The sequence below is a fragment of the Salinispirillum sp. LH 10-3-1 genome, assembly GCF_030643825.1.
GTDB lineage: Bacteria > Pseudomonadota > Gammaproteobacteria > Pseudomonadales > Natronospirillaceae > Salinispirillum.
In genome coordinates, this window is sequence record NZ_CP101717.1 from 2,306,378 (window position 1) to 2,331,021 (window position 24,644).

At 52.6% G+C, this 24,644-nt stretch carries 18 protein-coding genes, 2 tRNA genes, 3 rRNA genes and 1 riboswitch; of the genes, 8 read left to right on the top strand and 15 right to left on the bottom strand.

The window, feature by feature from the left end:
* Together pth and ychF are read left to right on the top strand one after the other, a co-directional pair.
* Positions 1-597, top strand: a complete 597-nt coding sequence (gene pth, locus NFC81_RS10370) for an aminoacyl-tRNA hydrolase (protein ID WP_304994417.1) — start codon at positions 1-3, stop codon at positions 595-597.
* A 21-nt stretch (positions 598-618) separates the two neighbouring features.
* Entirely contained in the window at positions 619-1,713 is a 1,095-nt protein-coding gene (gene ychF, locus NFC81_RS10375) for a redox-regulated ATPase YchF (protein ID WP_304994418.1), read from the top strand.
* Positions 1,714-1,741: 28 nt separating this feature from the next.
* Here ychF and NFC81_RS10380 read toward each other — a convergent pair whose 3' ends face one another.
* The 3 genes from NFC81_RS10380 to thiB form a co-directional block, all read right to left on the bottom strand.
* Positions 1,742-2,389: an ATP-binding cassette domain-containing protein gene (locus NFC81_RS10380; RefSeq protein ID WP_304994419.1), complete on the bottom strand. Its 648-nt coding sequence runs from the start codon at positions 2,387-2,389 to the stop codon at positions 1,742-1,744.
* Entirely contained in the window at positions 2,376-3,917 is a 1,542-nt protein-coding gene (locus NFC81_RS10385; protein WP_304994420.1) for an ABC transporter permease subunit, read from the bottom strand. The genes NFC81_RS10380 and NFC81_RS10385 overlap by 14 nt, the downstream gene beginning before the upstream one ends.
* Positions 3,918-3,997: 80 nt before the next feature.
* Positions 3,998-4,993 carry a thiamine ABC transporter substrate binding subunit gene (gene thiB / locus NFC81_RS10390; protein ID WP_304994421.1) on the bottom strand — a complete coding sequence of 332 codons (996 nt, stop codon included), beginning with the start codon at positions 4,991-4,993 and terminating at the stop codon, positions 3,998-4,000.
* Positions 4,994-5,053: 60 nt separating this feature from the next.
* Positions 5,054-5,156: riboswitch (TPP riboswitch) on the bottom strand.
* Positions 5,157-5,169: 13 nt separating this feature from the next.
* Here thiB and NFC81_RS10395 point away from each other — a divergent pair.
* The gene (locus tag NFC81_RS10395; RefSeq protein ID WP_304994422.1) at positions 5,170-5,943 is read left to right on the top strand and encodes a phosphotransferase; all 774 of its coding nucleotides are present in this window, start codon (positions 5,170-5,172) and stop codon (positions 5,941-5,943) included.
* A 107-nt stretch (positions 5,944-6,050) separates the two neighbouring features.
* Here NFC81_RS10395 and rrf read toward each other — a convergent pair.
* From rrf to zapE, 6 genes are all read right to left on the bottom strand, one after another.
* Positions 6,051-6,166: ribosomal RNA gene (rrf, locus tag NFC81_RS10400) — 5S ribosomal RNA — on the bottom strand.
* 285 nt (positions 6,167-6,451) lie between these two features.
* Positions 6,452-9,320: ribosomal RNA gene (locus NFC81_RS10405) — 23S ribosomal RNA — on the bottom strand.
* A 382-nt stretch (positions 9,321-9,702) separates the two neighbouring features.
* Positions 9,703-9,778, bottom strand: a tRNA-Ala gene (locus NFC81_RS10410).
* A gap of 202 nt (positions 9,779-9,980) precedes the next feature.
* Positions 9,981-10,057 (bottom strand) — tRNA-Ile (locus NFC81_RS10415).
* 160 nt (positions 10,058-10,217) lie between these two features.
* Positions 10,218-11,759, bottom strand: a 16S ribosomal RNA gene (locus NFC81_RS10420).
* The 16S, 23S and 5S rRNA genes sit together here with 2 tRNA genes alongside, the layout of an rRNA operon.
* A 416-nt stretch (positions 11,760-12,175) precedes the next feature.
* Entirely contained in the window at positions 12,176-13,276 is a 1,101-nt protein-coding gene (zapE, locus tag NFC81_RS10425; RefSeq protein WP_304994423.1) for a cell division protein ZapE, read from the bottom strand.
* A 105-nt stretch (positions 13,277-13,381) separates the two neighbouring features.
* Here zapE and NFC81_RS10430 point away from each other — a divergent pair, with 105 nt between their 5' ends.
* From NFC81_RS10430 to NFC81_RS10445, 4 genes are all read left to right on the top strand, one after another.
* Complete coding sequence (locus NFC81_RS10430) at positions 13,382-13,810, top strand: ZapG family protein (protein ID WP_304994424.1); 429 nt, start codon at positions 13,382-13,384, stop codon at positions 13,808-13,810.
* Between the two features lie 179 nt (positions 13,811-13,989).
* On the top strand, positions 13,990-14,898 hold the full coding sequence (gene cysD / locus NFC81_RS10435; RefSeq protein ID WP_304996970.1) for a sulfate adenylyltransferase subunit CysD: 909 nt from the start codon (positions 13,990-13,992) through the stop codon (positions 14,896-14,898).
* Between the two features lie 10 nt (positions 14,899-14,908).
* Positions 14,909-16,534, top strand: coding sequence for a sulfate adenylyltransferase subunit CysN (gene cysN / locus NFC81_RS10440; protein WP_304994425.1), 1,626 nt, complete (start codon positions 14,909-14,911; stop codon positions 16,532-16,534).
* Between the two features lie 166 nt (positions 16,535-16,700).
* Entirely contained in the window at positions 16,701-17,837 is a 1,137-nt protein-coding gene (locus tag NFC81_RS10445) for a PQQ-dependent sugar dehydrogenase (protein ID WP_304994426.1), read from the top strand.
* Here NFC81_RS10445 and yegQ read toward each other — a convergent pair.
* From yegQ to NFC81_RS10475, 6 genes are all read right to left on the bottom strand, one after another.
* Positions 17,834-19,216, bottom strand: coding sequence for a tRNA 5-hydroxyuridine modification protein YegQ (gene yegQ / locus NFC81_RS10450; protein ID WP_304994427.1), 1,383 nt, complete (start codon positions 19,214-19,216; stop codon positions 17,834-17,836). The two genes, NFC81_RS10445 and yegQ, sit on opposite strands and share 4 nt — an antisense overlap.
* Positions 19,217-19,278: 62 nt before the next feature.
* Positions 19,279-20,253: a hypothetical protein gene (locus NFC81_RS10455; protein ID WP_304994428.1), complete on the bottom strand. Its 975-nt coding sequence runs from the start codon at positions 20,251-20,253 to the stop codon at positions 19,279-19,281.
* Complete coding sequence (locus NFC81_RS10460) at positions 20,238-21,650, bottom strand: DUF3482 domain-containing protein (protein ID WP_304994429.1); 1,413 nt, start codon at positions 21,648-21,650, stop codon at positions 20,238-20,240. Before NFC81_RS10460 ends, NFC81_RS10455 begins: the two co-directional genes overlap by 16 nt.
* A gap of 10 nt (positions 21,651-21,660) precedes the next feature.
* Positions 21,661-22,656: a DUF2868 domain-containing protein gene (locus tag NFC81_RS10465; protein ID WP_304994430.1), complete on the bottom strand. Its 996-nt coding sequence runs from the start codon at positions 22,654-22,656 to the stop codon at positions 21,661-21,663.
* 403 nt (positions 22,657-23,059) lie between these two features.
* Positions 23,060-23,674 (bottom strand): riboflavin synthase subunit alpha, encoded by a 615-nt coding sequence (locus tag NFC81_RS10470; RefSeq protein ID WP_304994431.1) that lies wholly within the window; start codon positions 23,672-23,674, stop codon positions 23,060-23,062.
* A gap of 11 nt (positions 23,675-23,685) precedes the next feature.
* The gene (locus NFC81_RS10475; protein ID WP_370529859.1) at positions 23,686-24,024 is read right to left on the bottom strand and encodes a DUF2185 domain-containing protein; all 339 of its coding nucleotides are present in this window, start codon (positions 24,022-24,024) and stop codon (positions 23,686-23,688) included.
* Positions 24,025-24,413: 389 nt separating this feature from the next.
* Here NFC81_RS10475 and NFC81_RS10480 point away from each other — a divergent pair, with 389 nt between their 5' ends.
* On the top strand, positions 24,414-24,602 hold the full coding sequence (locus tag NFC81_RS10480) for a hypothetical protein (RefSeq protein WP_304994432.1): 189 nt from the start codon (positions 24,414-24,416) through the stop codon (positions 24,600-24,602).
* Positions 24,603-24,644: the final 42 nt, after the last annotated feature.

Here is a 24,644-nt window from a genome sequence, read left to right on the forward strand (position 1 = left end):
ATGAGCCACAGTGATCGCATCAGCCTGATTGTCGGCTTGGGTAATCCGGGTGCGCAATACGACCGCACTCGCCACAATGCCGGCTTCGATTTTGTCGACCGACTCGCCAGTCTTTGGCGCGGCCAGTGGAAAGCGGATAAGAAATACGCCGGAGAGCTGTGCCAAGTTACGTTGGGCGAGCAGCCACTATGGCTTCTGAAGCCGATGACATTTATGAATCGCAGCGGTCAAGCAGTGGCAGCTCTGGCGAACTTCTATAAACTGCAGCCAGAGCAAATACTGGTCGCGCATGATGAGCTGGACCTGCCTGCAGGCGTAGCACGTTTAAAGAAAGGCGGTGGTCATGGTGGCCACAATGGCCTGCGCGACATCATTGCTCAACTAGGCAATAACAAAGATTTTTACCGGCTACGCATCGGAATCGGTCATCCAGGTGATGCGCGCGATGTGGTCAACTACGTATTAGCGAAAGCCGCCCCGACAGAACAAAACAACATCGATGATGCCATTGCCGCTGCTGCCAGCGAAATGCCGACGGTGTGCACGGGCGAATGGGCGAAGGCAATGAATTCCTTACACAGCTTCAAAGCTGGGTAATTGACTATTTAAGAGGTTAGTATGGGTTTTAAATGTGGCATCGTCGGCTTACCCAATGTCGGCAAATCAACTCTGTTCAATGCACTCACGAAAGCGGGTATCGATGCGGAAAACTTCCCGTTTTGTACCATTGAACCAAACACTGGCGTAGTGCCTGTACCCGATCCACGCCAAGATAATCTGGCGGCGATCGTTAAGCCAGAACGTATCATTCCTACGACGATGGAGTTTGTAGACATTGCAGGCTTGGTCGCTGGCGCTTCTAAAGGCGAAGGCCTGGGTAACCAATTCCTTGCCAACATTCGTGAAACAGACGCCATCGCGCATGTGGTTCGCTGCTTTGACAATGACAACGTCATTCACGTTGCCAATAAGGTCGACCCAGCGTCTGACATCGAAGTCATCAACACCGAGCTCGCTTTAGCCGACCTAGACAGCGTTGAAAAACAGGTGATGAAGCTGCAGAAGAAAGCCAAAGGCCAGGACAAAGAAGCTATCCGCCAACTGGAAGTACTGCAACGCGTTTTACCGCACCTGAACGAAGCCAAACCATTGCGCTCTTTCCCGCTCGACGCCGAGGAGCGCGAAATGCTGAATACGCAGTTTCATTTGTTGACGCTGAAGCCCACTATGTACATTGCCAACGTCGATGAAGATGGCTTTGAAAATAACCCTCTGTTAGACCGCGTCAAAGCTATTGCCGCAGAAGAAGGTGCCCAAGTGGTCGCCATCTGCAACAAGCTGGAAGCCGAAATCGCCGAGCTTGAAGACGATGAACGTGATGAGTTTCTCGCCGATATGGGCATGGACGAACCAGGGCTGAACAAGGTGATTCGTGCCGGTTATGAATTACTTGGTCTGCATACGTATTTTACTGCAGGCGTAAAAGAAGTCCGTGCTTGGACCGTACGCATTGGTGCGACCGCACCACAAGCAGCAGGTGTTATTCATACCGATTTCGAGAAAGGCTTTATCCGAGCTGAAACCATCGCTTATGATGACTTCATCCAGTACAAAGGCGAACAAGGTGCAAAAGAAGCCGGAAAAATGCGCCTAGAGGGTAAGGAATACATCGTTAAAGACGGCGACGTAATGCACTTCCGGTTTAACGTCTAATTAACCAGCTGCTGGCCGAGGAGCCCGGTTATGACGTCGTCGTAACCGGGCTCTGCAATTGCAACACATCATCCGCCCAACGCTCGGCATCCGCTGCCATATGGGTTACAAACACCAAAACCTTCTGAGTTGCCTTAATGTGCTGTCTCACCCACTCGCCCGCACGCAAGCGGCTTTCTTCATCCAAAGCACTGTAGGGCTCATCCAGTAGGATCAACGGCTGCTCACGCAACACGGTACGAATCAGAGCTATACGCTGACGCTGACCACCCGACAACTCCCCTGGAGCACGTGTTAACAAGTCTGCGACCCCTAACTGTCGACAGGCATCCATGACCCGCCCCCACTGGATGGCGTCTGGCCGACCTTGGCGAAAGCCTAGGCGAATGTTCTGCGCCACGCTGAGATGCTCAAATAGGTTGTGCTGCTGAAAAAGAGTGGAGGCTGGCCGCTGTTCGGCCGATAGAGTGCTGATCAGAGTACCATCCAATAGCACCTCGCCGGCCTGAGCGCTTACAAATCCACTCAGACACTCCAGCAGTGACGTCTTGCCTACGCCGCTGGGGCCCATTAATGCCAGTGCATCCCCCCGCTTAACAGCAAAATCGTAATGCCAACGCTGCTGACCACGCTGTAGCTCCAAGCCTTTAACTTCTAAGCCATTATTCTCGAGCATAACGCCTCTGTTTTTCTAAAAAGGTTAACGCAACAAACGACAAAGCCAGTAACAACAGGGACGCCAAGGCCGCCTCAGCCAAGCGATAAGAGCCCGACAAGGCATAAATCAGCCATGGTAGGGTACGCCACTGATCTGCACCAAATATACCGAACACCGCAAAATCGCCTAAGGCCAAGACGAAGCTGATCGCCAATGCACGTTGCAAAGCCGGCCACAAGAATGGCAGTACAACACGCCCCCACAGTGCCCAACCGCACAACCCCAGGTCCGCTGATAAACGACGATAGTTAGCGTCGTAGTCAAACATACCCGGTTTCAGTTGACTGAAGACAAAAGGCAGCGCAATCATGGCATTCAACACCACTATGGCCACCCACCCCCATTGCCGCCAATTAATGATCGGCATAAAAAAGATATACAACCCAACCGACAGCACCATGCCCGGAATAACCAGATGATGCAGCGCTGCTGATTCCACCAGACGGCGGCGCCATTTACCCACTTGATGCCGCCACACGGCCAGCATTCCCAATGCCAAACACACGGCCAACAAGGCGGATCCGCCAGCAAAAGCCAACGAGTAAGCCATGCCCCGCGACAAGTCCACCCAAGGTAAAGCACTCAACTGCGCGCGCAGCGCTACCGGGATCAACGCTGCAATAGGCGCGAGAAGGAAACAACAACAAAGCATATAGGCGACACGACCTAGCCACCTTTGTACTCCGCGGTAAGCCGGTAGCCAACCGGCAGTATTTGATGCTGGTGCCAACCATGTTAAACGCCCTAGTCGACTGAACACTGCGAACAGGCCGCCTGCCACTATCAATTGAGTCGCCGCCAACATCAGGGCTTCGGAAGGATTGAAGTTGTATTTCAAGGCTTGATAGATAGCAACCTCGATGGTTGTTCCGCGAGGGCCACCACCTAGCGCCAAGACCACGGCGAAGCTGTTAAAACAGAGCAGGAAGATAAAACCAAACGTAGCAGGCAACACGCCGCGCAGAGCTGGCCACTCTACTAGCTTAAATCGCTGCCAAGCCGTTAAATTGAACTGCACCGCCACCTTCCACGCTGTGTCCGGTATTGCTTGCCATTGGAAGCTGAACACCCGCACAGCAAAGGGGAGGTTTAAGAACACATGGGCCAACAAAATACCGGACAATCCATACAGGTTCCAAGCACTACCCAACCAAGGCGTCAGCAGCCCAGAGCGCCCAAACAGCACAACCATGCCGGTGATCAGCACCAAGCTGGGCATCACAAAGCATAGCAGGCACCAGCGCAAAAACCACTGGCGCCCAGGAAGGCTTGAATCCAATGCGAATGCTCGCGCTACCGGTATCGCGAAGGCTACAGACAACCCGGCACTCAGTAATGCTTGCCACAACGAAAAGCGTACAACACGCCAAAACCATTGATCATTCAATACCGACCAATCGGCACCCGTATCGCGCCAGCCAAACAGTGCGAGCAACGCCAGTACACTCACACCCAAAGTCAACCCAAGTGCTAAGGCACCAGGCACACAGAGCATCCAGTTGCGCGGCCGAAACCGCTCGACCGAGTTAGACTTTGCTATGGTAGTGTAGGCTGGCGCAATATGGGTCACTGACTAACGGCGTTGCGCCACTCCCGAATCCACTTTTGTCGATTGCTATAGACTTCTTCGGCGGTAAACCCAATCCGCTCTGGCTGGGCCAACTCAGAGAAAACCTCAGGCAAATCTACATCAGTACGCACCGGCAACATCCAGTTGGTCACCGGAATGATCTCCTGCGCTTCTTTGCTCAGCAAAAAGGTCAGAAACTGTTCAGCCAGTTCCGGTTGTTGAGTGTGTGCAGAAATGGCACCTACTTCAATCTGCGCAACATGCCCTTCACTAAAGGCCAGCGCCTTATAGCGATCTGTAGATTCCGCGACCACATGGTAGGCGGGAGACGTGGTGTAACTCAACACGTAATCCGCCTCTCCCTCTAGGAACATACCGTAGGCCGCCGACCATCCGGAAGTCACGGTCACTGTTCGCTCAGCCAAAGCACCCCAGGCGTCACCGACGTCATCGCCATAAACGGCATTCATCCAAAGCATCAGGCCCTGACCAACGGTACTGGTGCGCGGATCCTGATAAACGATTGTCACGTTGCTGCGCAACAAGTCGTCTAAGGAGGTCACCGGCTTAGAGTTGGTTTCCGAGTCATAAACAAAGGCAAAATAACCGTAGTCGAAGGGTACAAAGGTATCATCAGACCAAGCCAGATCGGCGGCCATAGGATAATCCCCCCAATTAATGCTGTGTGGCTGAACGACGCCCAGCGCGCGCGCTTCAGCTATTAAGGCGTCATCAATACCCAAGATGACATCGGCTTGGGTATTAGCCCCCTCTAGGCGGACTCGATTCAACAAGCTGACACCGTCATCACTGCTGACAAAAGTCAGAGTGCAATCACATTGCGCTTCAAATGCAGCCTTGATTTGTGGGCCTGGACCCCAGCTGCTGGTGAATGAGCTGTAGGTATAGACGGTCAGTTCTGACGCTACCGATGGCAGAGCGAAGGCCGCGGACGCTAGCAGCATGGACAGAGGTTTTGCGTGGAATTTCATGTAGACTCCCGGTTCGAATAAAACAGCGACCGGCGAGGAAGGCATTAGCCAGCAAAGAGTGCAGACCAAAATCCCATTCCCTACGCCAGAGTTAACTGGATCAGGTTCAGCGGGTAAACTCTCAGCCTATGTCAGTAACGACGAAGCACCCCGATGAGACGAGCGGAAGTATAACAATGACACCGGTAATGCACCATGACGATGTAGCCTTGAATGAAGCAGTTTTCGAGCTTGTCAGCGACATTCAAGCGGTCTCCTTTCTGGACAAAGGTACCGGACACGCTCATTGGCGTATTCAAACCCCAACTCAAACTCTGCTCTGGCGTCAAAGCCTAACGACTTTGGGCGCTCCGGGTTCTCGCCCTGACCGGGAATTGCAAGTATTAGAAGCCATTGCGGGCCAACCTTGGGCGCCTCGGCTGATTGCCAATGTGCCGAACGCAGGTATGCTTCTGCCCTTCTATGACGGTGTTCACCCGACGCCTAAAACGTTAATTTCTGCGCCGACCCGTAGCGCACTGCTTGGCCATGTATCGTCGCTATGGGAGATGCCGTGCCACATCGAGCCTTACGACTACGAGGCGCTCGTCCATAGCTACCTTACTCGTACGCCGGAACCGGCGCGCTGGCAACCGTTGGCAGATCGCTTGATAGAACAAGCGCAATGGCCAACAGATACCTTTCGCCTTACGCACCATGACCTGCATGCGGACAATCTGCTTTTATATAAAGATCGCTGGATGATTCTCGACTGGGAATACGCTGGGCTGGCTAACCCGTGGGTAGACGCGGTGATGTTAGACAGGATGATGACGTTGTCAGCGGTAGAGAAGGATCAGTTAGAAGCCGTATTGCCAGATATCGGCATGGAACATCCGTGGCAAGGGATGCATGAGTGGTTGGATGGTTTAGATGAGCTTTGGCATGCTGCCTGGATGAACAAAGAATAAGAGGTTTGCAGTGGTATTAATGGCGGGTGTAAACACACCGCCCTACGGGTGGAACCCCAAAACCAAAAAACCCGGCACTAGGCCGGGTTTTTTGGTTCTATTTAAGAGCTTGACGATGACCTACTCTCACATGGGGAGACCCCACACTACCATCGGCGATACCTCGTTTCACTGCTGAGTTCGGGATGGGATCAGGTGGTTCCAAGGCTCTATGATCGTCAAGCAAACTGGTCGAGTGGTGCCGGTGCGTCGTTACGCTACCCACACGCTCTCTGTTCGTTTGCCGTCACCGATAAGGTTTTAATTAATTTAATTAATTTAATTAATCCTTATCCGCAATCATGCGTTCTGAATATGCGATTAACACGTTTTTGATCACTCGATCTTTCAATCGCTCGATCTTTGCATGAATTCAATCATTCAAGCACCGGTCTTCGGTACTGCCTCGTACCGACCTTCTTGTATCTGTTTCTCAACACTGTGTAGGCCCAAACGCCTTAGGCGTTATATGGTCAAGCCTCACGGGCAATTAGTATTGGTTAGCTCAACGCCTTACAACGCTTACACACCCAACCTATCAACCTGGTAGTCTTCCAGGGCCCTTTAGGGACTTGCGTCCAGTGAGACCTCATCTTGAAGGGGGCTTCCCGCTTAGATGCTTTCAGCGGTTATCCTGTCCGAACTTAGCTACCCGGCAATGCCACTGGCGTGACAACCGGAACACCAGAGGTTCGTCCACTCCGGTCCTCTCGTACTAGGAGCAGCTCTTCTCAAGTCTCATACGTCCACGGCAGATAGGGACCGAACTGTCTCACGACGTTCTAAACCCAGCTCGCGTACCACTTTAAATGGCGAACAGCCATACCCTTGGGACCGGCTTCAGCCCCAGGATGTGATGAGCCGACATCGAGGTGCCAAACACCGCCGTCGATGTGAACTCTTGGGCGGTATCAGCCTGTTATCCCCGGAGTACCTTTTATCCGTTGAGCGATGGCCCTTCCATACAGAACCACCGGATCACTATGACCTACTTTCGTACCTGCTCGACTTGTCTGTCTCGCAGTCAAGCTGGCTTGTGCCATTACACTAACCGCATGATTTCCGACCATGCTTAGCCAACCTTCGTGCTCCTCCGTTACTCTTTGGGAGGAGACCGCCCCAGTCAAACTACCCACCACACACTGTCCTCGACGCTGTTACGCCTGAGTTAGAACCTCAAGATGACCAGGCTGGTATTTCAAGGTCGACTCCACGCAAACTGGCGTTCACGCTTCAAAGTCTCCCAGCTATCCTACACAAGTCATATCAAAGTCCAGTGTGAAGCTATAGTAAAGGTTCACGGGGTCTTTCCGTCTAGCCGCGGATACACTGCATCTTAACAGCGAGTTCAATTTCACTGAGTCTCGGGTGGAGACAGCGTGGCCATCGTTACGCCATTCGTGCAGGTCGGAACTTACCCGACAAGGAATTTCGCTACCTTAGGACCGTTATAGTTACGGCCGCCGTTTACCGGGGCTTCGATCAAGAGCTTCGCCGAAGCTAACCCCATCAATTAACCTTCCGGCACCGGGCAGGCGTCACACCCTATACGTCCTCTTTCGAGTTTGCAGAGTGCTGTGTTTTTAATAAACAGTCGCAGCCACCTGGTATCTTCGACCGCTTCAGGCTTAGGGAGCAAGTCCCATCACCCTAATGCGGCGTACCTTCTCCCGAAGTTACGGTACCATTTTGCCTAGTTCCTTCACCCGAGTTCTCTCAAGCGCCTTGGTATTCTCTACCTGACCACCTGTGTCGGTTTGGGGTACGGTCAATGTGTATCTGAAGCTTAGAGACTTTTCCTGGAAGCATGGCATCAACCACTTCGGACGCCGTAGCGTCACCGTCATCAGGTCTCAGCATTAAGATCCCGGATTTACCTAAGATCTCTGCCTACACCCTTAAACCTGGACAACCATCGCCAGGCTGGCCTAGCCTTCTCCGTCCTCCCATCGCAATACACATCGGTACAGGAATATTAACCTGTTTCCCATCGACTACGCTCTTCAGCCTCGCCTTAGGGACCGACTCACCCTGCTCCGATTAACGTTGAACAGGAACCCTTGGTCTTCCGGCGAACGGGTTTTTCACCCGTTTTGTCGTTACTCATGTCAGCATTCGCACTTCTGATACCTCCAGCATACCTCTCGATACACCTTCAACGGCTTACAGAACGCTCCCCTACCCAGCGTACAAAGTACGCTGCCGCAGCTTCGGTATCCAGTTTGAGCCCCGTTATATCTTCCGCGCAGGCCGACTCGACTAGTGAGCTATTACGCTTTCTTTAAAGGGTGGCTGCTTCTAAGCCAACCTCCTAGCTGTCTGAGCCTTCCCACATCGTTTCCCACTTAACTGGAATTTTGGGACCTTAGCTGGCGGTCTGGGTTGTTTCCCTTTCCACGACGGACGTTAGCACCCGCCGTGTGTCTCCCGGATAGTACTCACTGGTATTCGGAGTTTGCATCGGGTTGGTAAGTCGGGATGACCCCCTAGCCGAAACAGTGCTCTACCCCCAGTGGTATTCGTCCGAGGCGCTACCTAAATAGCTTTCGGGGAGAACCAGCTATCTCCGAGTTTGATTAGCCTTTCACTCCTATCCACAGGTCATCTCCTAACTTTTCAACGTGAGTGAGTTCGGTCCTCCAGTTGATGTTACTCAACCTTCAACCTGCCCATGGATAGATCACTCGGTTTCGGGTCTACACCCAGCAACTCATCGCCCTATTAAGACTCGATTTCTCTACGGCTCCCCTATTCGGTTAACCTCGCTACTGAATGTAAGTCGCTGACCCATTATACAAAAGGTACGCAGTCACCCTCCTAAGAAGGCTTCCACTGCTTGTACGTACAGGGTTTCAGGATCTATTTCACTCCCCTCACAGGGGTTCTTTTCGCCTTTCCCTCACGGTACTGGTTCACTATCGGTCAACTGGGAGTATTTAGCCTTGGAGGATGGTCCCCCCATGTTCAGTCAAGATATCACGTGTCCCGACCTACTCGTTTTCACTCAGTTTGGTTTTCGTGTACGGGGCTATCACCCACTATGGCGGTACTTTCCAGAACCTTCCACTAACGTCCACTGAGCTTAAGGGCTGTTCCCATTTCGCTCGCCGCTACTCTGGGAATCTCGTTTGATTTCTTTTCCTACGGGTACTTAGATGTTTCAGTTCCCCGCGTTCGCCTCTCCTAAGAGATACTGCACGAATGCAGTGGGTTTCCCCATTCAGACATACCGGGATCATAGGTCGTTTGCCACCTCCCCCAGTCTTTTCGCAGGCTACCACGTCTTTCATCGCCTCCAGTTGCCTAGGCATCCACCCTGTACGCTTAAATGCTTGACCATATAACCCTAAGGTTTCTAGTCTGTACACACCCTCCTCAGGGTATGCACGCACCTACACAATTGATCGCAATTGCTTGCAACAACATACAACAAGTGATGCTAGACGACGCTTACGCGTCTCTATCATCAACACACCGGCGCTTGAATCATTAAACTCATGCAATGTGTTATTCGCATATCCAAATTATTAAAGAACATCTGGCAATCAATTCAACCAGGCGCAAGGACTCTCTCATCTGCACTTGCCGACGAAAGCCTTTGGGTCTGATTCCTGAGTGAAGTTTTTGATCTGTGCGATAGGAAATGGTGGAGCTAACGGGTGGTCTGACACATCGGTCGAACCGCTGCTGCGCTACTACTTCGGTCGCACCGACAGAAAATGGTGGAGCTAAGCGGGATCGAACCGCTGACCTCCTGCGTGCAAGGCAGGCGCTCTCCCAGCTGAGCTATAGCCCCATTTCGTCTATTGCGTGGTTTTCTAACGAGGTATCGACTTTTTGTGCTAGCTAGACGAGGCGGGAGGCCGTGTACAAGCGTACACAACGAGCGCTTCAACAATGCTTTAACAACGTCGCGTCTTTTGATCAGCACAAGGCAAAACATAAGGAAGCCTATTAACAATAGGCGACGCATGTTTTAACGCAGTACTGGTCAAAAGTGGTAGGACTAAGTGGACTTGAACCACCGACCTCACCCTTATCAGGGGTGCGCTCTAACCAGCTGAGCTATAGTCCTATAAACTATTTAGACTACTGGTCATTATTGACCAACAACCAAAATCGCTTCTAAGCCAGTAACCAATTCGGCCAGAGGGCTGGCCTCCTACGGCTTCGCTACTTCACTCAATCAAGTAATTCGTGTGAGCACTCATCGATGCGAGCGCTTGTCTGTCGTTTAAGGAGGTGATCCAGCCGCAGGTTCCCCTACGGCTACCTTGTTACGACTTCACCCCAGTCATTAACCACACCGTGGTAAGCGCTCCCCCGAAGGTTAAGCTACCTACTTCTGGTGCAATCAACTCCCATGGTGTGACGGGCGGTGTGTACAAGGCCCGGGAACGTATTCACCGTGACATGCTGATTCACGATTACTAGCGATTCCGACTTCACGCAGTCGAGTTGCAGACTGCGATCCGGACTACGAGACGCTTTGTCGGGTTGGCTTCACATCGCTGCTTCGCAACCGTCTGTACGCCCCATTGTAGCACGTGTGTAGCCCTACTCGTAAGGGCCATGATGACTTGACGTCGTCCCCGCCTTCCTCCGGTTTGTCACCGGCAGTCTCCTTAGAGTTCCCGGCATGACCCGCTGGCAAATAAGGATAAGGGTTGCGCTCGTTACGGGACTTAACCCAACATTTCACAACACGAGCTGACGACAGCCATGCAGCACCTGTCTCAGAGTTCCCGAAGGCACTAAAGCATCTCTGCTAAATTCTCTGGATTTCAAGAGTAGGTAAGGTTCTTCGCGTTGCGTCGAATTAAACCACATGCTCCACCGCTTGTGCGGGCCCCCGTCAATTCATTTGAGTTTTAACCTTGCGGCCGTACTCCCCAGGCGGTCAACTTAGTGCGTTAGCTGCGCCACTAAAGAGATTAAACTCCCCAACGGCTAGTTGACATCGTTTACGGCGTGGACTACCAGGGTATCTAATCCTGTTTGCTCCCCACGCTTTCGCACCTCAGCGTCAGTATTGGTCCAGTGGGCCGCCTTCGCCACCGGTATTCCTCCTGATCTCTACGCATTTCACCGCTACACCAGGAATTCTACCCACCTCTACCATACTCTAGCCTGCCAGTATAAGATGCAATTCCCAGGTTGAGCCCGGGGCTTTCACATCTCACTTAACAAACCGCCTACGCGCGCTTTACGCCCAGTAATTCCGATTAACGCTTGCACCCTCCGTATTACCGCGGCTGCTGGCACGGAGTTAGCCGGTGCTTCTTCTGTGGCTAACGTCAATGTATTGCGCTATTAACACAACACCCTTCCTCACCACTGAAAGTGCTTTACAACCCGAAGGCCTTCTTCACACACGCGGCATGGCTGGATCAGGGTTGCCCCCATTGTCCAATATTCCCCACTGCTGCCTCCCGTAGGAGTCTGGGCCGTGTCTCAGTCCCAGTGTGGCTGATCATCCTCTCAGACCAGCTAAGGATCGTCGCCTTGGTGAGCCTTTACCCCACCAACTAGCTAATCCTACGCAGACTCATCTGGTAGCGCGAGGTCCGAAGATCCCCCGCTTTCCTCCTAAGAGCACATTCGGTATTAATCCGGATTTCTCCGGGCTATCCCCAACTACCAGGCAGATTTCTACGCGTTACTCACCCGTCCGCCGCTCGTCACCCAAGAGCAAGCTCTCTGTGCTACCGCTCGACTTGCATGTGTTAGGCCTGCCGCCAGCGTTCAATCTGAGCCATGATCAAACTCTTCAGTTTTAAATCAGTTGGTCGTCATAAATGACAACCCAAACTTAGCTCAGCAATTAATCGGAATCCACCGTGTATCCAGTAAACTGAACACATGTATGAATTCACAGTCACTTGCTGATATTTGTTAGACTCGCTAACTCACAACAACAAGTGCCCACACGAATTACTTGATTGATTACCTAAAATTTTAAAGAACATCTTGCCTTGGCAAGGAGCGCACATCTTAATGATCCTGCGCTCGGTGTCAACTCCTTTTTGACTTTTTTCTTCTTGTGAATCAGGCGCTTATCGCACCTCCTTCACTTTCCGATCCGCCATCTCCCTGACAGCGGAGGCGCATTATAGAGGCCTGAGATTGAGAGTCAACAGCCCCCGCTTAAAAGATTTCATTTTCTTGAAGCTTTTGTCGCAACTCACGATAACTAACCTAGGTGTGCGGCCGCCAAATAGTCATGCGACTGCATTTCCAGCAAACGACTTTCTGTACGCTCGAACTCGAAAGCACGCCGACCCTGCACGTAAAGCTCGGTAATGGGGGCCGCAGCAGAGACCAACAACTTGACGCGCCGATCATAGAATTCGTCAACCAGATTAATGAAGCGCTTAGCCTCATCATCATTGGTACCCACAAACTGCGGCACACCTGAGATGACGACAGCATGGTAGCACTTCGCAATCTCTATATAGTCGTTCTGACTGCGCGGACCACCACAGATACCTGCAAAGTCGAACCAGATAACATCCTCGCACTCTCGCTTGAAAGGTATTTTACGACCCAGCACCTCAAGATACCCATCCATCTCTAGCTCTTCTAGGTCTGGCGCCAGGCTTTCAAAACGCTCGGCAAGACGACCTTCAGAGTCTGCATCCGCTGGGTAATGATAAAGAGTAGCTTGCTCCAGTGTGCGCAGACGGTAATCAATGCCGTTGTCGACATTTACCACCTCAGTGTGCTGATTTAAAAGCCGAATCGCAGGCAAAAAGCGATCACGTTGCAAACCATTAGGATACAGCCCATCTGGAATGATATTGGAGGTGGTCACCAGGGTGACACCTTCGCGCATCAGGCCATCAAGGAGATTGCCGAGAATCATGGCATCGCCGATGTCACTGACGAAGAATTCATCCAAGCACAACACGCGGTACTTTTGCGCCATTTCCGTGGCAATAATGTCCAGCGGGTTCTTCTGCCCTTTCAACTCGGTCAACCGCTGATGCACCGACTGCATAAACCGATGAAAGTGCACGCGCAACTTTCCATCAATACTCAGCGCATCGTAGAAGGTGTCCATGATGAACGTCTTGCCACGCCCTACCCCACCCCAGAAATACAATCCACGCGGAGCTTTTGGACGACGCCCCAAAGCTTTCCGAAAGCGCCCACTGACCGATGTCAGAGCGCGGTCGTACGCCAATATCTGTATATAGAGTTCGTCAAGACGCTTGACTGCCAGCTCTTGGACCGGATCATGCTGAATAATGCCTTGTTGAATGTTTGCTTGATAGCGCGCTAGGGGTGTCATAGATATACACTGTGCCCTGAATGGAGAGCGCGATTTTAGCGATCACAGCAGATCTTTCAACTACTGGTTGATATATAATTGAGTGAACACACGGAGGTTCTTCTGATGTTTGACTGGAACACATTAATGATCGGCTTGGCCATGGGTGCAGCGCTCGGCATTGTGGTGACCTTATTACTGTCACGCAAACACAGCGGCAGCGCTGAAAATGTGCGTAAGCAATTAGATGCCTTGAAAACAGAGCATTCACGCTACCAAATGAGCGTAACAGAGCATTTTGCCCGCACCTCGGAACTGATTGAATCCTTGAACAACAACTACCAGAGTATCGAGCAACACCTGAAAGCGGGTGCCGACGCATTGGTATCGCACGACTACAAGCTGTCACAACTGCGCCAAGGCGGCGATGTTCTATCAGAGGAAGAACTTAATCATCTAGGTGCAAGCCGCGACTATGCTGCACAGTCAGACTTAGACGATCACAGTCGCGATACCTCACGAACAACGCCTAATGAAGTAGAAACAACCCGCTAAAGAACGAACACAGAGGCGCGGGCGCGCATGACGACCTGCGCCACCCCTCCCCTGCTCATATAAAGTCTTCCCGCCATATACATATATCCATTTGATCTAAACGTACTGGTTTTTATAAACATTGTTCTACTGATATACTCGCCCCGTATTTTATCTGGCTCTACAGGGTTATTATGTCGATGTCGCACTACAACCTGACGCACTTAAAGCAACTGGAAGCGGAAAGCATTCATATCATCCGCGAAGTGGCGGCGGAATTTGAAAATCCCGTCATGCTTTATTCCATCGGTAAAGACAGCTCTGTAATGCTGCATTTGGCAATGAAGGCTTTCTTTCCCGGCAAGCTACCATTTCCCCTGCTGCACGTTGATACGGGCTGGAAGTTTAAGGAGATGATCGAGTTCCGCGACCAAGAAACGAAGCGGCTCGGCCTTGATCTGCTGGTACATCAGAATCCAGAAGGCTTGGCGATGGGCGTTGGCCCGTTCACGCATGGTAGCGCCAAGCACACCGACATTATGAAGACACAGGCACTAAAGCAAGCCCTGAACCAATACGGTTTTGATGCTGCCTTTGGTGGGGCACGTCGCGACGAGGAGAAATCACGCGCGAAGGAGCGCGTCTATTCTTTCCGGGATGCACAGCATCGCTGGGACCCTAAGAATCAGCGCCCAGAGTTGTGGAACACCTACAACAGCCGCATCAACAAGGGTGAGAGCATTCGCGTTTTCCCGCTCTCCAACTGGACAGAGCTGGATATCTGGCAGTACATCTATCTAGAAAGCATTCCTATTGTACCTTTGTATTTTTCTGCCCCACGCCCCGTGGTGAACCGCGACGGCATGTTGATCAAAGTTGACGACGACCGCATGGAATTGAAGCCCGGAGAAACCATCGAAGAACGTTCCGTGCGCTTCCGTACGCTCGGCTGTTATCCGCTGACCGGAGCTGTAGAATCGGCAGCGAATACCCTGCCAGAAATTATTCAGGAAATGCTCCTGACGACCACGTCCGAACGCCAAGGCCGCCTGATCGATCATGACAGTTCGGGCTCTATGGAAAAGAAGAAGCAAGAAGGTTATTTCTAAGGGGTACAAGATGTCGCACCAATCCGAACTTATTGCTTCAGATATTCATTCGTACCTGAAGCAGCACGAAAACAAAGAACTCATGCGCTTTCTGACCTGCGGCAGCGTAGACGACGGCAAAAGCACGCTGATAGGTCGTCTTCTGCACGACTCCAAGATGATCTATGAAGATCAACTGGCAGCCATAGAAAACGACAGTAAGAAATCCGGCACAACGGGCGAAAAGATAGATTTGGCCTTGTTGGTTGATGGTTTGCAGGCCGAGCGCGAGCAGGGTATCACTATTGATGTCGCCTATCGGTATTTCTCGACGGCCAAGCGTAAGTTCATCATTGCCGACACACCCGGGCATGAGCAGTACACCCGCAACATGGCGACCGGAGCTTCAACCTGTGACCTCGCTATCATATTGATTGACGCGCGGCATGGCGTACAAACGCAAACACGACGCCACAGCTTCATCGCATCGTTGCTCGGCATACGCCACATCGTGGTCGCCATAAACAAGATGGACTTGGTCGAGTTCAGCGAAAATACCTTTAACGAGATCCGCAATGAGTACCTGACATTCAGCGAAAACCTTGGTTTTGGCGACATCAGCTTCGTACCCATGTCGGCGCTGGATGGCGACAACGTGGTAAATAGCAGCGAGCGTATGCGCTGGTACAGCGGCCCAACCTTGATGCATGTGCTGGAAAATGTGCCGATTGCCAAAGACCACGACTTGAAGCACTTCCGCTTTCCTGTGCAGTACGTAAATCGCCCAAACCTCAACTTCCGTGGTTTCTGCGGCACCATTGCTTCCGGAATTGTGCGCCCTGGCGATACCGTCATGGCGTTACCGTCTGGCAAGACATCCACCGTCAAGTCTATTGTGACTTATGATGGTGATCTGACTGAGGCCTTCGTCAACCAAGCGGTGACATTGACCTTGAACGATGAAATCGACGTTAGCCGTGGGGACATGCTGGTGCACCCAACGTCTTTACCGCAGCGCGGTCGGCGCTTTGTCGCCAAACTGGTTTGGATGACCGACGCTGTCATGGCACCCGGCAAGCAGTACGATTTTAAGGTCGGTACCAACACCAGCGCAGGCGTAGTGAGTCACTTGTTTAACAAGATCGATATCAACACCTTGGCGGATTTGCCTGCCGAGAAACTTGACCTTAATGAGATCGGCCACTGCGAAATCACCCTGAACAAAGAGGTCGTGTTTGATAGCTACAAGCAGAACCGCTGGACAGGCTCGTTCATCGTCATCGACCGTTTGACCAATGTCACCGTGGGTGCTGGCATGATCGAGCGGGTCGTCGACGGTAGCGACAAGCTGCGTCCGGTCAGCGATGAAGAGCGACAACGCCGGTATGGGCAGACGCCAATATCTGTTGTACTGACAGCGGATAAGAACGGTGACTTGGCAGCCGCCGTGGAACGCTTGCTCTTTGACGCCGGCCACCTCAGCATGACGGTCAGCGCTGACGACGCATTAACGGTAGCGCCTTACATCGAAGCAGGTGGCGCAATTGCGTTAATTTCCGGCACTCCGGCATCCCCCTTACCTTTCGGTTTGATCGTAGACAAAGAGACCCCAGCCGATATTGTTGAAGTGCTGCTTGATGAGGGTTATTTGCGCTAACAGAGTGCATATCCAAAAACCAGAATCAGCCAAGCCCCGCCTTAATCCCGCGGGGCTTTTTTGTGCTTATCGTGAGCCGCCGTAGGTCATAATTCAGTAAATAGCCTCCTTTGACCTGCCAGCAGACTCTAGACTGAGGGCACGCTTAAAAGACAACGAGGACGCTATGACACCCAATCCTATCGTACCTAACTCTATCAAAGCCTTGCTGGCTGGCGCGGTATTTGGTCTTTCCGCCAGCGCTATCGCACAAACCTACACCACTGAACATCATTCGTTCCAGCTGGAGACCGTTGTGTCGGGCCTGTCCAATCCGTGGAGCCTAGCCTTTCTGCCCAACGACGAGATCCTGATCACCGAAAGGCCTGGCCGCTTACGCCGCATGGTAGAGGGTAGCTTGATCGACGAACCTGTGTCCGGTCTACCGGAGATCACGGCATCAGGCCAGGGCGGACTATTGGACGTAGTTCCACACCCGGATTTTGCACAGAATCGCTGGGTCTACTTCAGCTACTCACACGGGAACAATCAGGGCTTAACCACTCGCTTAGCGCGCGGGCAATACCATGACGGGCACTTAAGCAACGTGGAAATTCTGTTCGACGCGGCGCCGAGAGTGTCTGGCGGGCGGCATTTTGGATCACGCATTGTCTTTGACGACGACGGCTATCTGTATCTGACCGTCGGCGATCGGGGCCAGCAGAATCGCGCACAAGAGCTGGACAACCACATTGGCACCACCATCCGCTTGCACGATGATGGCCAAGTGCCCAGCGACAATCCGTTTGTTGACCACGCCAACGCTTTGCCAGAAATATATACGTACGGGAACCGCAATGCCCAAGGCATGGCGTTGCATCCAAGCAGTCGCGCTGTCTGGCAACATGAACATGGCCCACGTGGTGGTGATGAAATTAATCTGATTCAGAGCGGGCTCAACTACGGCTGGCCGGAAGTGACGCATGGCATAAACTACAATGGCTCACCAATCACCGACCTAACTGAAAAAGCAGGCATGGAGTCACCGTTACTGCACTGGACACCGTCTATCGCCCCGTCCGGTATGGCGTTCTACACCGGGGACGTATTTCCACAATGGGAAGGTGATCTATTTGTGGGAGCTCTAGCGGGCCAGAAAATTCAACGGGTGCGTTTCAATGGCACCGACCTCATCAGCCAAGAAGACATGCTCACGGGGTTCAATACCCGCATTCGGGATATCCGCAACGGTCCCGATGGCACACTGTGGCTGCTGACAGACGAAGGCAACGGGCGTCTGTTGCGGATGGTGCCTGCGCCCTAAAGGTCGCGCATCAGCAAACCAAACTCGCCTGCTGATGCCGACAGAGACACAGGCAAGGCCACCGTAACCATGTAGTCTGAACCCGGTACTACGTCGAGGTCCTTGCCGTTTTTCTGTAGTCGCACATCCTCCAAGGCAAAACGCACGTTACCTTCCGGCGTCATAAGCTCAAGCACATCCCCACGACTGAATTTGTTTTTAGCCTTGATCACCAAGCGACCATTATCAATCCCTAAGGCCTCACCCACAAACTGCTGCTGCGTCGACATCGAGCGACCCTGATCGTAGTTCTGGTAACTGTCATGAGTATGCCGCCGATAGAAACCCTCGGTATAACCTCGGTTGGCCAGATTATCCAGATCATGCAGTAACGACGGGTTGAAATCACGCCCAGCCACGGCATCTTCTATCGCTTGACGGTAAGTTTGCGCGGTACGAGCAACGTAATAATGGGATTTAGTACGGCCTTCTATTTTCAGGGAATGCACGCCCATTTCTGTCAGGCGTTTTACATGCTGAATGGCGCGCAAATCACGCGAATTCATGATGTAAGTGCCGTGTTCATCTTCCCACGCAGGCATCAGCTCACCCGGCCGGTTGGGGTCTTCCAATAAATAGACGCCATCAACGGGCAGCCCTTCGCCCAGTACGGGGTTAATACCCGTGGAAGAATCGACAGAATCGCTCGCAATTTTATTCTGTGCCGGCGTCCATATACTGGCATCGCGCGGCACCACATCCCCGGTAATATCGGTTCTACCTTCATGCGTTTTGTATTCCCAACGACACGCATTGGTACAGGTACCTTGATTCGGGTCACGGCGATTCAAGTAGCCAGACAACAAACAACGACCGGAATAAGCAATACACAGCGCACCGTGGACAAACACCTCCAGCTCCATTTCGGGCACTTTTTGGCGAATTTCCTCAATCTCATCCAGCGACAACTCGCGCGACAGAATCACCCGTTCAATACCTTGACGATGCCAAAACTTAACCGCGGCATAGTTGACTGCATTCGCTTGCACCGACAAATGAATGGGCATATCAGGCCATTCTTCCCGCACCATCATGATCAAGCCAGGATCAGACATGATCAGCGCGTCAGGCCGCATTTCCATTACTGGCGCGATATCGCGAAAATAAGTGTTTACCTTGGCGTTGTGCGGCGCAATGTTACTGGCCACATAGAATTTTTTACCTTGGGCGTGTGCTTCTGCAATACCAAGACGCAGATTTTCGAGGTCGAAGTCATTTTCACGCACACGCAAGCTGTAGCGTGGCTGTCCGGCATAAACCGCATCTGCCCCATAGGCCAGCGCATAGCGCATGTTGCGCAAGGTACCGGCAGGTGAAAGCAATTCAGGACGGAACGACATAGCGACCTCTCGAGATCTGGAAATCAGGGGCGCGGATTATAGCAGACGCCATACAGAGAGAGTCAAAGCTGATCAAGAAATAATCGGAACTCATGAATCACTTCATCATTACGTTGCGGCCCCATGATGTCGCCGACAAAGACGTGCTGGGAATCGCCTGAGGGTACCGTCACCCAACGAAAGGCTTTTGGTACGCCACCCCATTGTTCGAATATCGCACGTGCGCGCATTGGGTTGATCACCGGGTCTTCCGGGCTCACCTGTATCATCAAGGGCGTTTTCATTTTTTGATAATCGATATGTGCAATCTGCTCCAATAATAGCTGCATCTCAATCCATGCCAGAGTGCTGTAAGTCGTAGACCAGTACTTGGCTTGCAACTTATTACGCGGTTCCCATGAATGAAACCTACCGGCGACCCAAGGTATCCAAGTGCGTGCTCCCGGCCACGTCAGTAAAAACGCTCGCTTATCGCTGACACCAAAGTTAGGGGCGATCAGTAATAAAGCCTGTAAATGCTGATCAACATCGCGCTGCTGGGTCAGCCAGACCGCTGAAGCCGCCCCCGTCGATGTCGCCACAATAACCACACGTTCGCCCAGCGCGCGCGCCATTAACCAATATTCCCACACCGACTCCAACCAATGCCCAGCGTGGTATTTCCCCATACCGGCAGTCCCCATACCATGACCTGAGATCCGCGCATACAACGCATTGGCTTGGTCAGCCGCCGCCAGCGTTTCTGTAACGGGCGATATTTCCTGACGCGACGCTGAGAGGCCATGCAAATACAGGTAGCAGATCTTTGTGCGCTCAGGTTTGGCTGGCTGGGCAAATACCACCAATGCCTCAGCGCCCGGCTTCAAGCCACGCTCATTAGCCTCTCGTGTATGCAGGCGCAACGCCAGTTGCTCAAGTGTTTGATACCTCGGCAGCTCGTCAGGCAACACCGGCGAGATCAATTTAGGCCGCTCTGCCAAACGCAGAACAATCACCAACACCACTACCACGCTAATTCCGATTAATGCGCCAACCATACGGCTTCCGTCTCTGTTTTAAGGGCACTCTGCAGGCGCTGCTCTAGAGCCTGCTCTATCCAAGAAGTTAATGCTTGCTGCTGCTTATCGTTCCACCGCTCGCTCTGTACCCGCTGTGCCCAGCGCAACAATTGCACCTGCTCGTTCTGTTGCCATTCATGCGCCCCAGTACGCAAGGCCAAGCGAGTACGCTCCGCATGAGGTCGTAACCACAGCTGCTGCACAAAGGTCATTGCACGCGCCATCACCACCAGCGGAAAGTTTGGGTGTTTCACCGGCCCCACAAAGTCTTTCTGTCTAACCAACGGCAGAAAACCCAATCGCTTGCCGGGTAACTGCTTACTGGCCCACCAGCCTCCTGCGGAACCGAGAATCCCGCCCGAGACTGCGCCCAACATCAAAGACGCCCCACCTAGGCCTGCATCCACGACCAATCCTGCTGCGGCGCCCGCAGCGCCGCTGACCGCCAACAACTGGCGTTGCTTTAAGCCCCAAAGATACCAAGTTTCGGTATTCATTAGATGATCTTGGTCAATATCCCACTGGGCGATGCTGTCCACGCTGGCATTGCTATGCCCCCAGTCACCCAGCAATTGCTTAAACCAGTCCTGTTCTGCTTGGTCCAAGCGCTGGCGTAACAAGGCATCCGGCGAGTTGTGTAACGCGCGCGACAATGCACTCACTGGCTCGCGACAGGCCATCTGCTCGCACCAATACTGTGCCAACATAAGACTGACATCGCGCAAGCGCTGCTGATCGCGCCGTTCGAGTCGCACACATAAGTCCTTGATCGGTGCAGACCAGCCTTGCGACAACTCACCCATCGCCCGCAACAGTGATTGACGTGCCGGCATGGTGGCCGTTAACGGATTGAAGACACGAACCCATTGAAAAAACTGGCTCAAGGTAGTTAACCACTCGGTACGCTCCTCAGCGGGCGTCATCGGATTCACCACCGCCATTCGCGGCTGCCCGGTCCAACGCAAAATCTCCATCTCGGCTTCATCTGCCGCCGTCACTGGCTGGCCAGCATCCACTACATATAAGATCCCTGCTCCGGCCATAATGGGCGTCAGCAGTTGCACTTCATCGGGAAATTGCGTGGCGTGCTCGGGATGCGCCAGAAACGCCTTAACCCGCTCAGGGCGTTGCGCCGGGGAAACTGTTGCAGCTTCCAACCACGCCAGCACTTGGCGCGCACGCTGAAATCCGGGCGTGTCGGTCAGCGCAAGCAACACTTGGCCTTGCATGCGAAATTCAAAGGTATTAGCCGAGCGAGTCGTGCCAGACTCAACGCCCACCTGCACGCTGTCGTTCTCAACCAGCGTCGAGACGATAGAGGACTTGCCCTTGTTGGGATGCCCTACTACACACAAATGAGGTATTTTCACAGTCACAATGGTTGGCTCACAATGAAATCCATACAAGGCGATGCTGCCGTGCGAACGCCCGCCAACTGGCGATATGCCTATCCGGCACAGTGTTACTGTCTTGATGCGCTAGCAAAGCCTGCGCGGGCTGCCATTCGCGCCCCGCTTCCACGATCAAGTCCCCCAGCTCAGCAACCGGAGAGCGCCCAGCAGAAACATGCCACAGGATAGCGGCCGGACGAGACGCTTTTAACGCGTCCCACACTTGCTGATCGTGCTGCCACGACGCCAAGCCCATTTGGTGACTCGACGGAAAAGATACGGGCACCGGATGCTCCCAATAAATAGCTTCTGCTGCACTCCAGTCGGCCAGAGTCCCTTCGGTGATCGCTGCATTAGCGGAGGCATCAGTACCCAAAGAGCCCCCCATAGAAGACACCTTTACCGCTTGGCGGCTGTACCACCGCCAGCGCACCCAACAACAGGCCGACAGAGCCACTCGCGGCAATAAATTATAGAACACGACGTTCGCCAACAAAAAAGGCCACCAGGCTGCGGCTTCGGAAATGCCACTTGCCGCTTGATCGATGCGGACGAAGCGCGTCGCTGACAACACCTCTGCCGTCGGCACTGCAGACTCCCAAAAACCTCGCCATGGCCAGCTAACCACGGCAACCCACTGCACAACACCATCCGCACTATTGATTACCGTAGAACTCCACCCGAAGGCCAAATCCGTAAAAACCAATAAGAGCAAAAAAGTCGCGACAAGGCCAAGCGCCGCAAGCGCCCACAAGGCATGTAGCACCCACAGCAGATACCAACGCTGTTCATCAGTCGGTCGCCAATACGTCGACACCGGTAACAATCGCACAATCCACGGAACGGAACCTGAGCGCGCCATCAGCAACACCGACAACACCACGCCCAATAAAGGCAGCGCCGCCCACAACAACCAGACCAGCATGATGTTGATGCGACCATCGGGCGAATAACTCAAACCCGCAATAGCCAGCAATACACCGAATACCATCGCAACTGGCCAAATCCAAAAAGGCAACCGGATAAGTTTACCTGCGACCTGCGCCAACGCAGTGTGTGACGGTTCAAAGGAAGGACTCAAGCTGTTTGCTACTCAATGCTTTATGGTGGACAGCAGTGTGCCAGATGTCGTCACATTCTTCACGCCCATAGTGCAATGTGTAATAAGTCTGTTACATGATTGACAAGCCTGAAGCCGGTGGTTACAACAGCGTTTGGATGATCGAACAAAAAGGTAAGCATGATGAAATGGTTGATAATGACCGCGTTGGTCATAACTCTAGCAGGTTGCGGCGGCAAGTCGGTCGACAACAGTGCCCGAGAGGAACTATTGGACCGGCATGAGAAGGCATCAGAACGCCTGGATAAACATACCGGCCAATGAGCCAATAGGCTCAGCTTTGCAATCGCTGAGCTAAGACCCGCTCTACCGTGTCTACCACGGCACGGGTCTGGCTATCAATTTCAATATTGACTGGCGTTCCTTCAGCAGCGCCACCCAACACCGTCACGTCAAGCGTTTCTGGTATCAAGCTGATGGTAAATCCATTGGCGGTAACATCGACGATCGTCAGAGATGCGCCGTCGACCCCAATATAACCTTTGCTGAACAGGTACGGCCGAAGTGGCTCAGGCACCTCTACGTGCAGCATCTTGCCATGGCCCAAGGTTTCGATCTTGGTGATACGCCCCATCGCTGCGACATGGCCCGACAATAGATGCCCACCCACCTCGTCAGCCGCCCGCATGGCACGCTCAAAGTTCACCTGATCACCTTCTTGGCACACGCCTAAAGACGTGAGTTGCAAAGACGTTTGCATGACATCAAAATCAATCTGGTTACCTTGCTGTGTCACAACAGTCAGGCACACGCCATTTAACGCAATTGACGCACCCCGTTTGACATCGTCCACACTGCCGGACGGAAATTCCACCGCCAGCCGCACGAGGTCCTGATCCGGAACCCGCTTGACGATCGTTGCCTTCCCCTGAACTATACCTGTAAACATTTGTAACTCCGCTAGTCGGGAATACTGTAGTCAGTGACGGGAACCCAGTCATTACGGCCTGGCAAACGCTCCCACACACTACCGATATCAGAACGCTCAATCAGCGCTGAAATACTTGGGTCCAGACGCTCAAGACAATCCAACGGCGCAACCAAGGCGCTGCCTTCCTGCAAGAGGAACTCATCTGACTCTAGCCCTGAGTAAAACCTGAACCCCGTATCGTTCGCGTGATTAGGGTTTTCCTTGTAAAAAAATCGGATCGGTAGCGGCTGCTCGTTAAGTATCATGCTGGAGGCTAGGCATAGGTGTCCTTGGGACATCGCTGTAGCTGACCGAACATACTCACTCATCGCTGCTTCTACCTGTTTCGAAAAGGGCGCGCATTATATAGATGCCACTCACCCTTTGAGAAGACCCAGCTTCTGGTTTTTCCAATACAATTAAAAACCTGTCGGCAGATCAATCGGTTAGCACTGTTACAATTTGTAAACAAAACCCTCGCCCTACCCAAAGGCTGTCATCAGAAAGAAAAGACCGCTAAAAACGCGAAAAAACGAGGTAGAATTCACATAATACGCTAATATATAGAGCAGTGTTCATACTCACACAGGCAGACGCCATTTGCGTGGAGGCGTCAAAAAATTAACACTGCAGGTTGATCCGATCTATAAGAAGCACCATATACTATAACGTGTGATCGGACGCAGAATTGAAAACAGAGGACTCAGAGGTAATAAGGATGGATGTGCAGACACAGCTAGAAGCACTGGAACAGGCGATCACCGATGCCGAAGAACGCAAGCGGCAATTCGTACGTGATCATCCCAATGGTACGGGTGACAAACAGGAACGCACAAAACTGTATACTGATGTAGAACGCGCAAGACGCGCACTGCGAGAGTTTAAAGTGAAGAATCAGCTGGTCTAACCGACCAGCTTTTCCCGCCCATAAAAACATCGACGGTAGCTA

What these genes read in the sequence shown, in the direction of transcription:
- NFC81_RS10470 (WP_304994431.1), bottom strand. Translation starts at nt 23,674, where the DNA reads ATGTTTACAGGTATAGTTCAGGGGAAGGCAACGATCGTCAAGCGGGTT.
- ychF (WP_304994418.1), top strand. Translation starts at nt 619, where the DNA reads ATGGGTTTTAAATGTGGCATCGTCGGCTTACCCAATGTCGGCAAATCA.
- NFC81_RS10455 (WP_304994428.1), bottom strand. Translation starts at nt 20,253, where the DNA reads ATGGTTGGCGCATTAATCGGAATTAGCGTGGTAGTGGTGTTGGTGATT.
- cysN (WP_304994425.1), top strand. Translation starts at nt 14,909, where the DNA reads ATGTCGCACCAATCCGAACTTATTGCTTCAGATATTCATTCGTACCTG.
- NFC81_RS10445 (WP_304994426.1), top strand. Translation starts at nt 16,701, where the DNA reads ATGACACCCAATCCTATCGTACCTAACTCTATCAAAGCCTTGCTGGCT.
- pth (WP_304994417.1), top strand. Translation starts at nt 1, where the DNA reads ATGAGCCACAGTGATCGCATCAGCCTGATTGTCGGCTTGGGTAATCCG.
- thiB (WP_304994421.1), bottom strand. Translation starts at nt 4,993, where the DNA reads ATGAAATTCCACGCAAAACCTCTGTCCATGCTGCTAGCGTCCGCGGCC.
- NFC81_RS10395 (WP_304994422.1), top strand. Translation starts at nt 5,170, where the DNA reads ATGACACCGGTAATGCACCATGACGATGTAGCCTTGAATGAAGCAGTT.
- NFC81_RS10430 (WP_304994424.1), top strand. Translation starts at nt 13,382, where the DNA reads ATGTTTGACTGGAACACATTAATGATCGGCTTGGCCATGGGTGCAGCG.
- NFC81_RS10475 (WP_370529859.1), bottom strand. Translation starts at nt 24,024, where the DNA reads ATGAGTGAGTATGTTCGGTCAGCTACAGCGATGTCCCAAGGACACCTA.
- NFC81_RS10380 (WP_304994419.1), bottom strand. Translation starts at nt 2,389, where the DNA reads ATGCTCGAGAATAATGGCTTAGAAGTTAAAGGCTTGGAGCTACAGCGT.
- zapE (WP_304994423.1), bottom strand. Translation starts at nt 13,276, where the DNA reads ATGACACCCCTAGCGCGCTATCAAGCAAACATTCAACAAGGCATTATT.
- NFC81_RS10480 (WP_304994432.1), top strand. Translation starts at nt 24,414, where the DNA reads ATGGATGTGCAGACACAGCTAGAAGCACTGGAACAGGCGATCACCGAT.
- NFC81_RS10465 (WP_304994430.1), bottom strand. Translation starts at nt 22,656, where the DNA reads ATGGTATTCGGTGTATTGCTGGCTATTGCGGGTTTGAGTTATTCGCCC.
- yegQ (WP_304994427.1), bottom strand. Translation starts at nt 19,216, where the DNA reads ATGTCGTTCCGTCCTGAATTGCTTTCACCTGCCGGTACCTTGCGCAAC.
- cysD (WP_304996970.1), top strand. Translation starts at nt 13,990, where the DNA reads ATGTCGCACTACAACCTGACGCACTTAAAGCAACTGGAAGCGGAAAGC.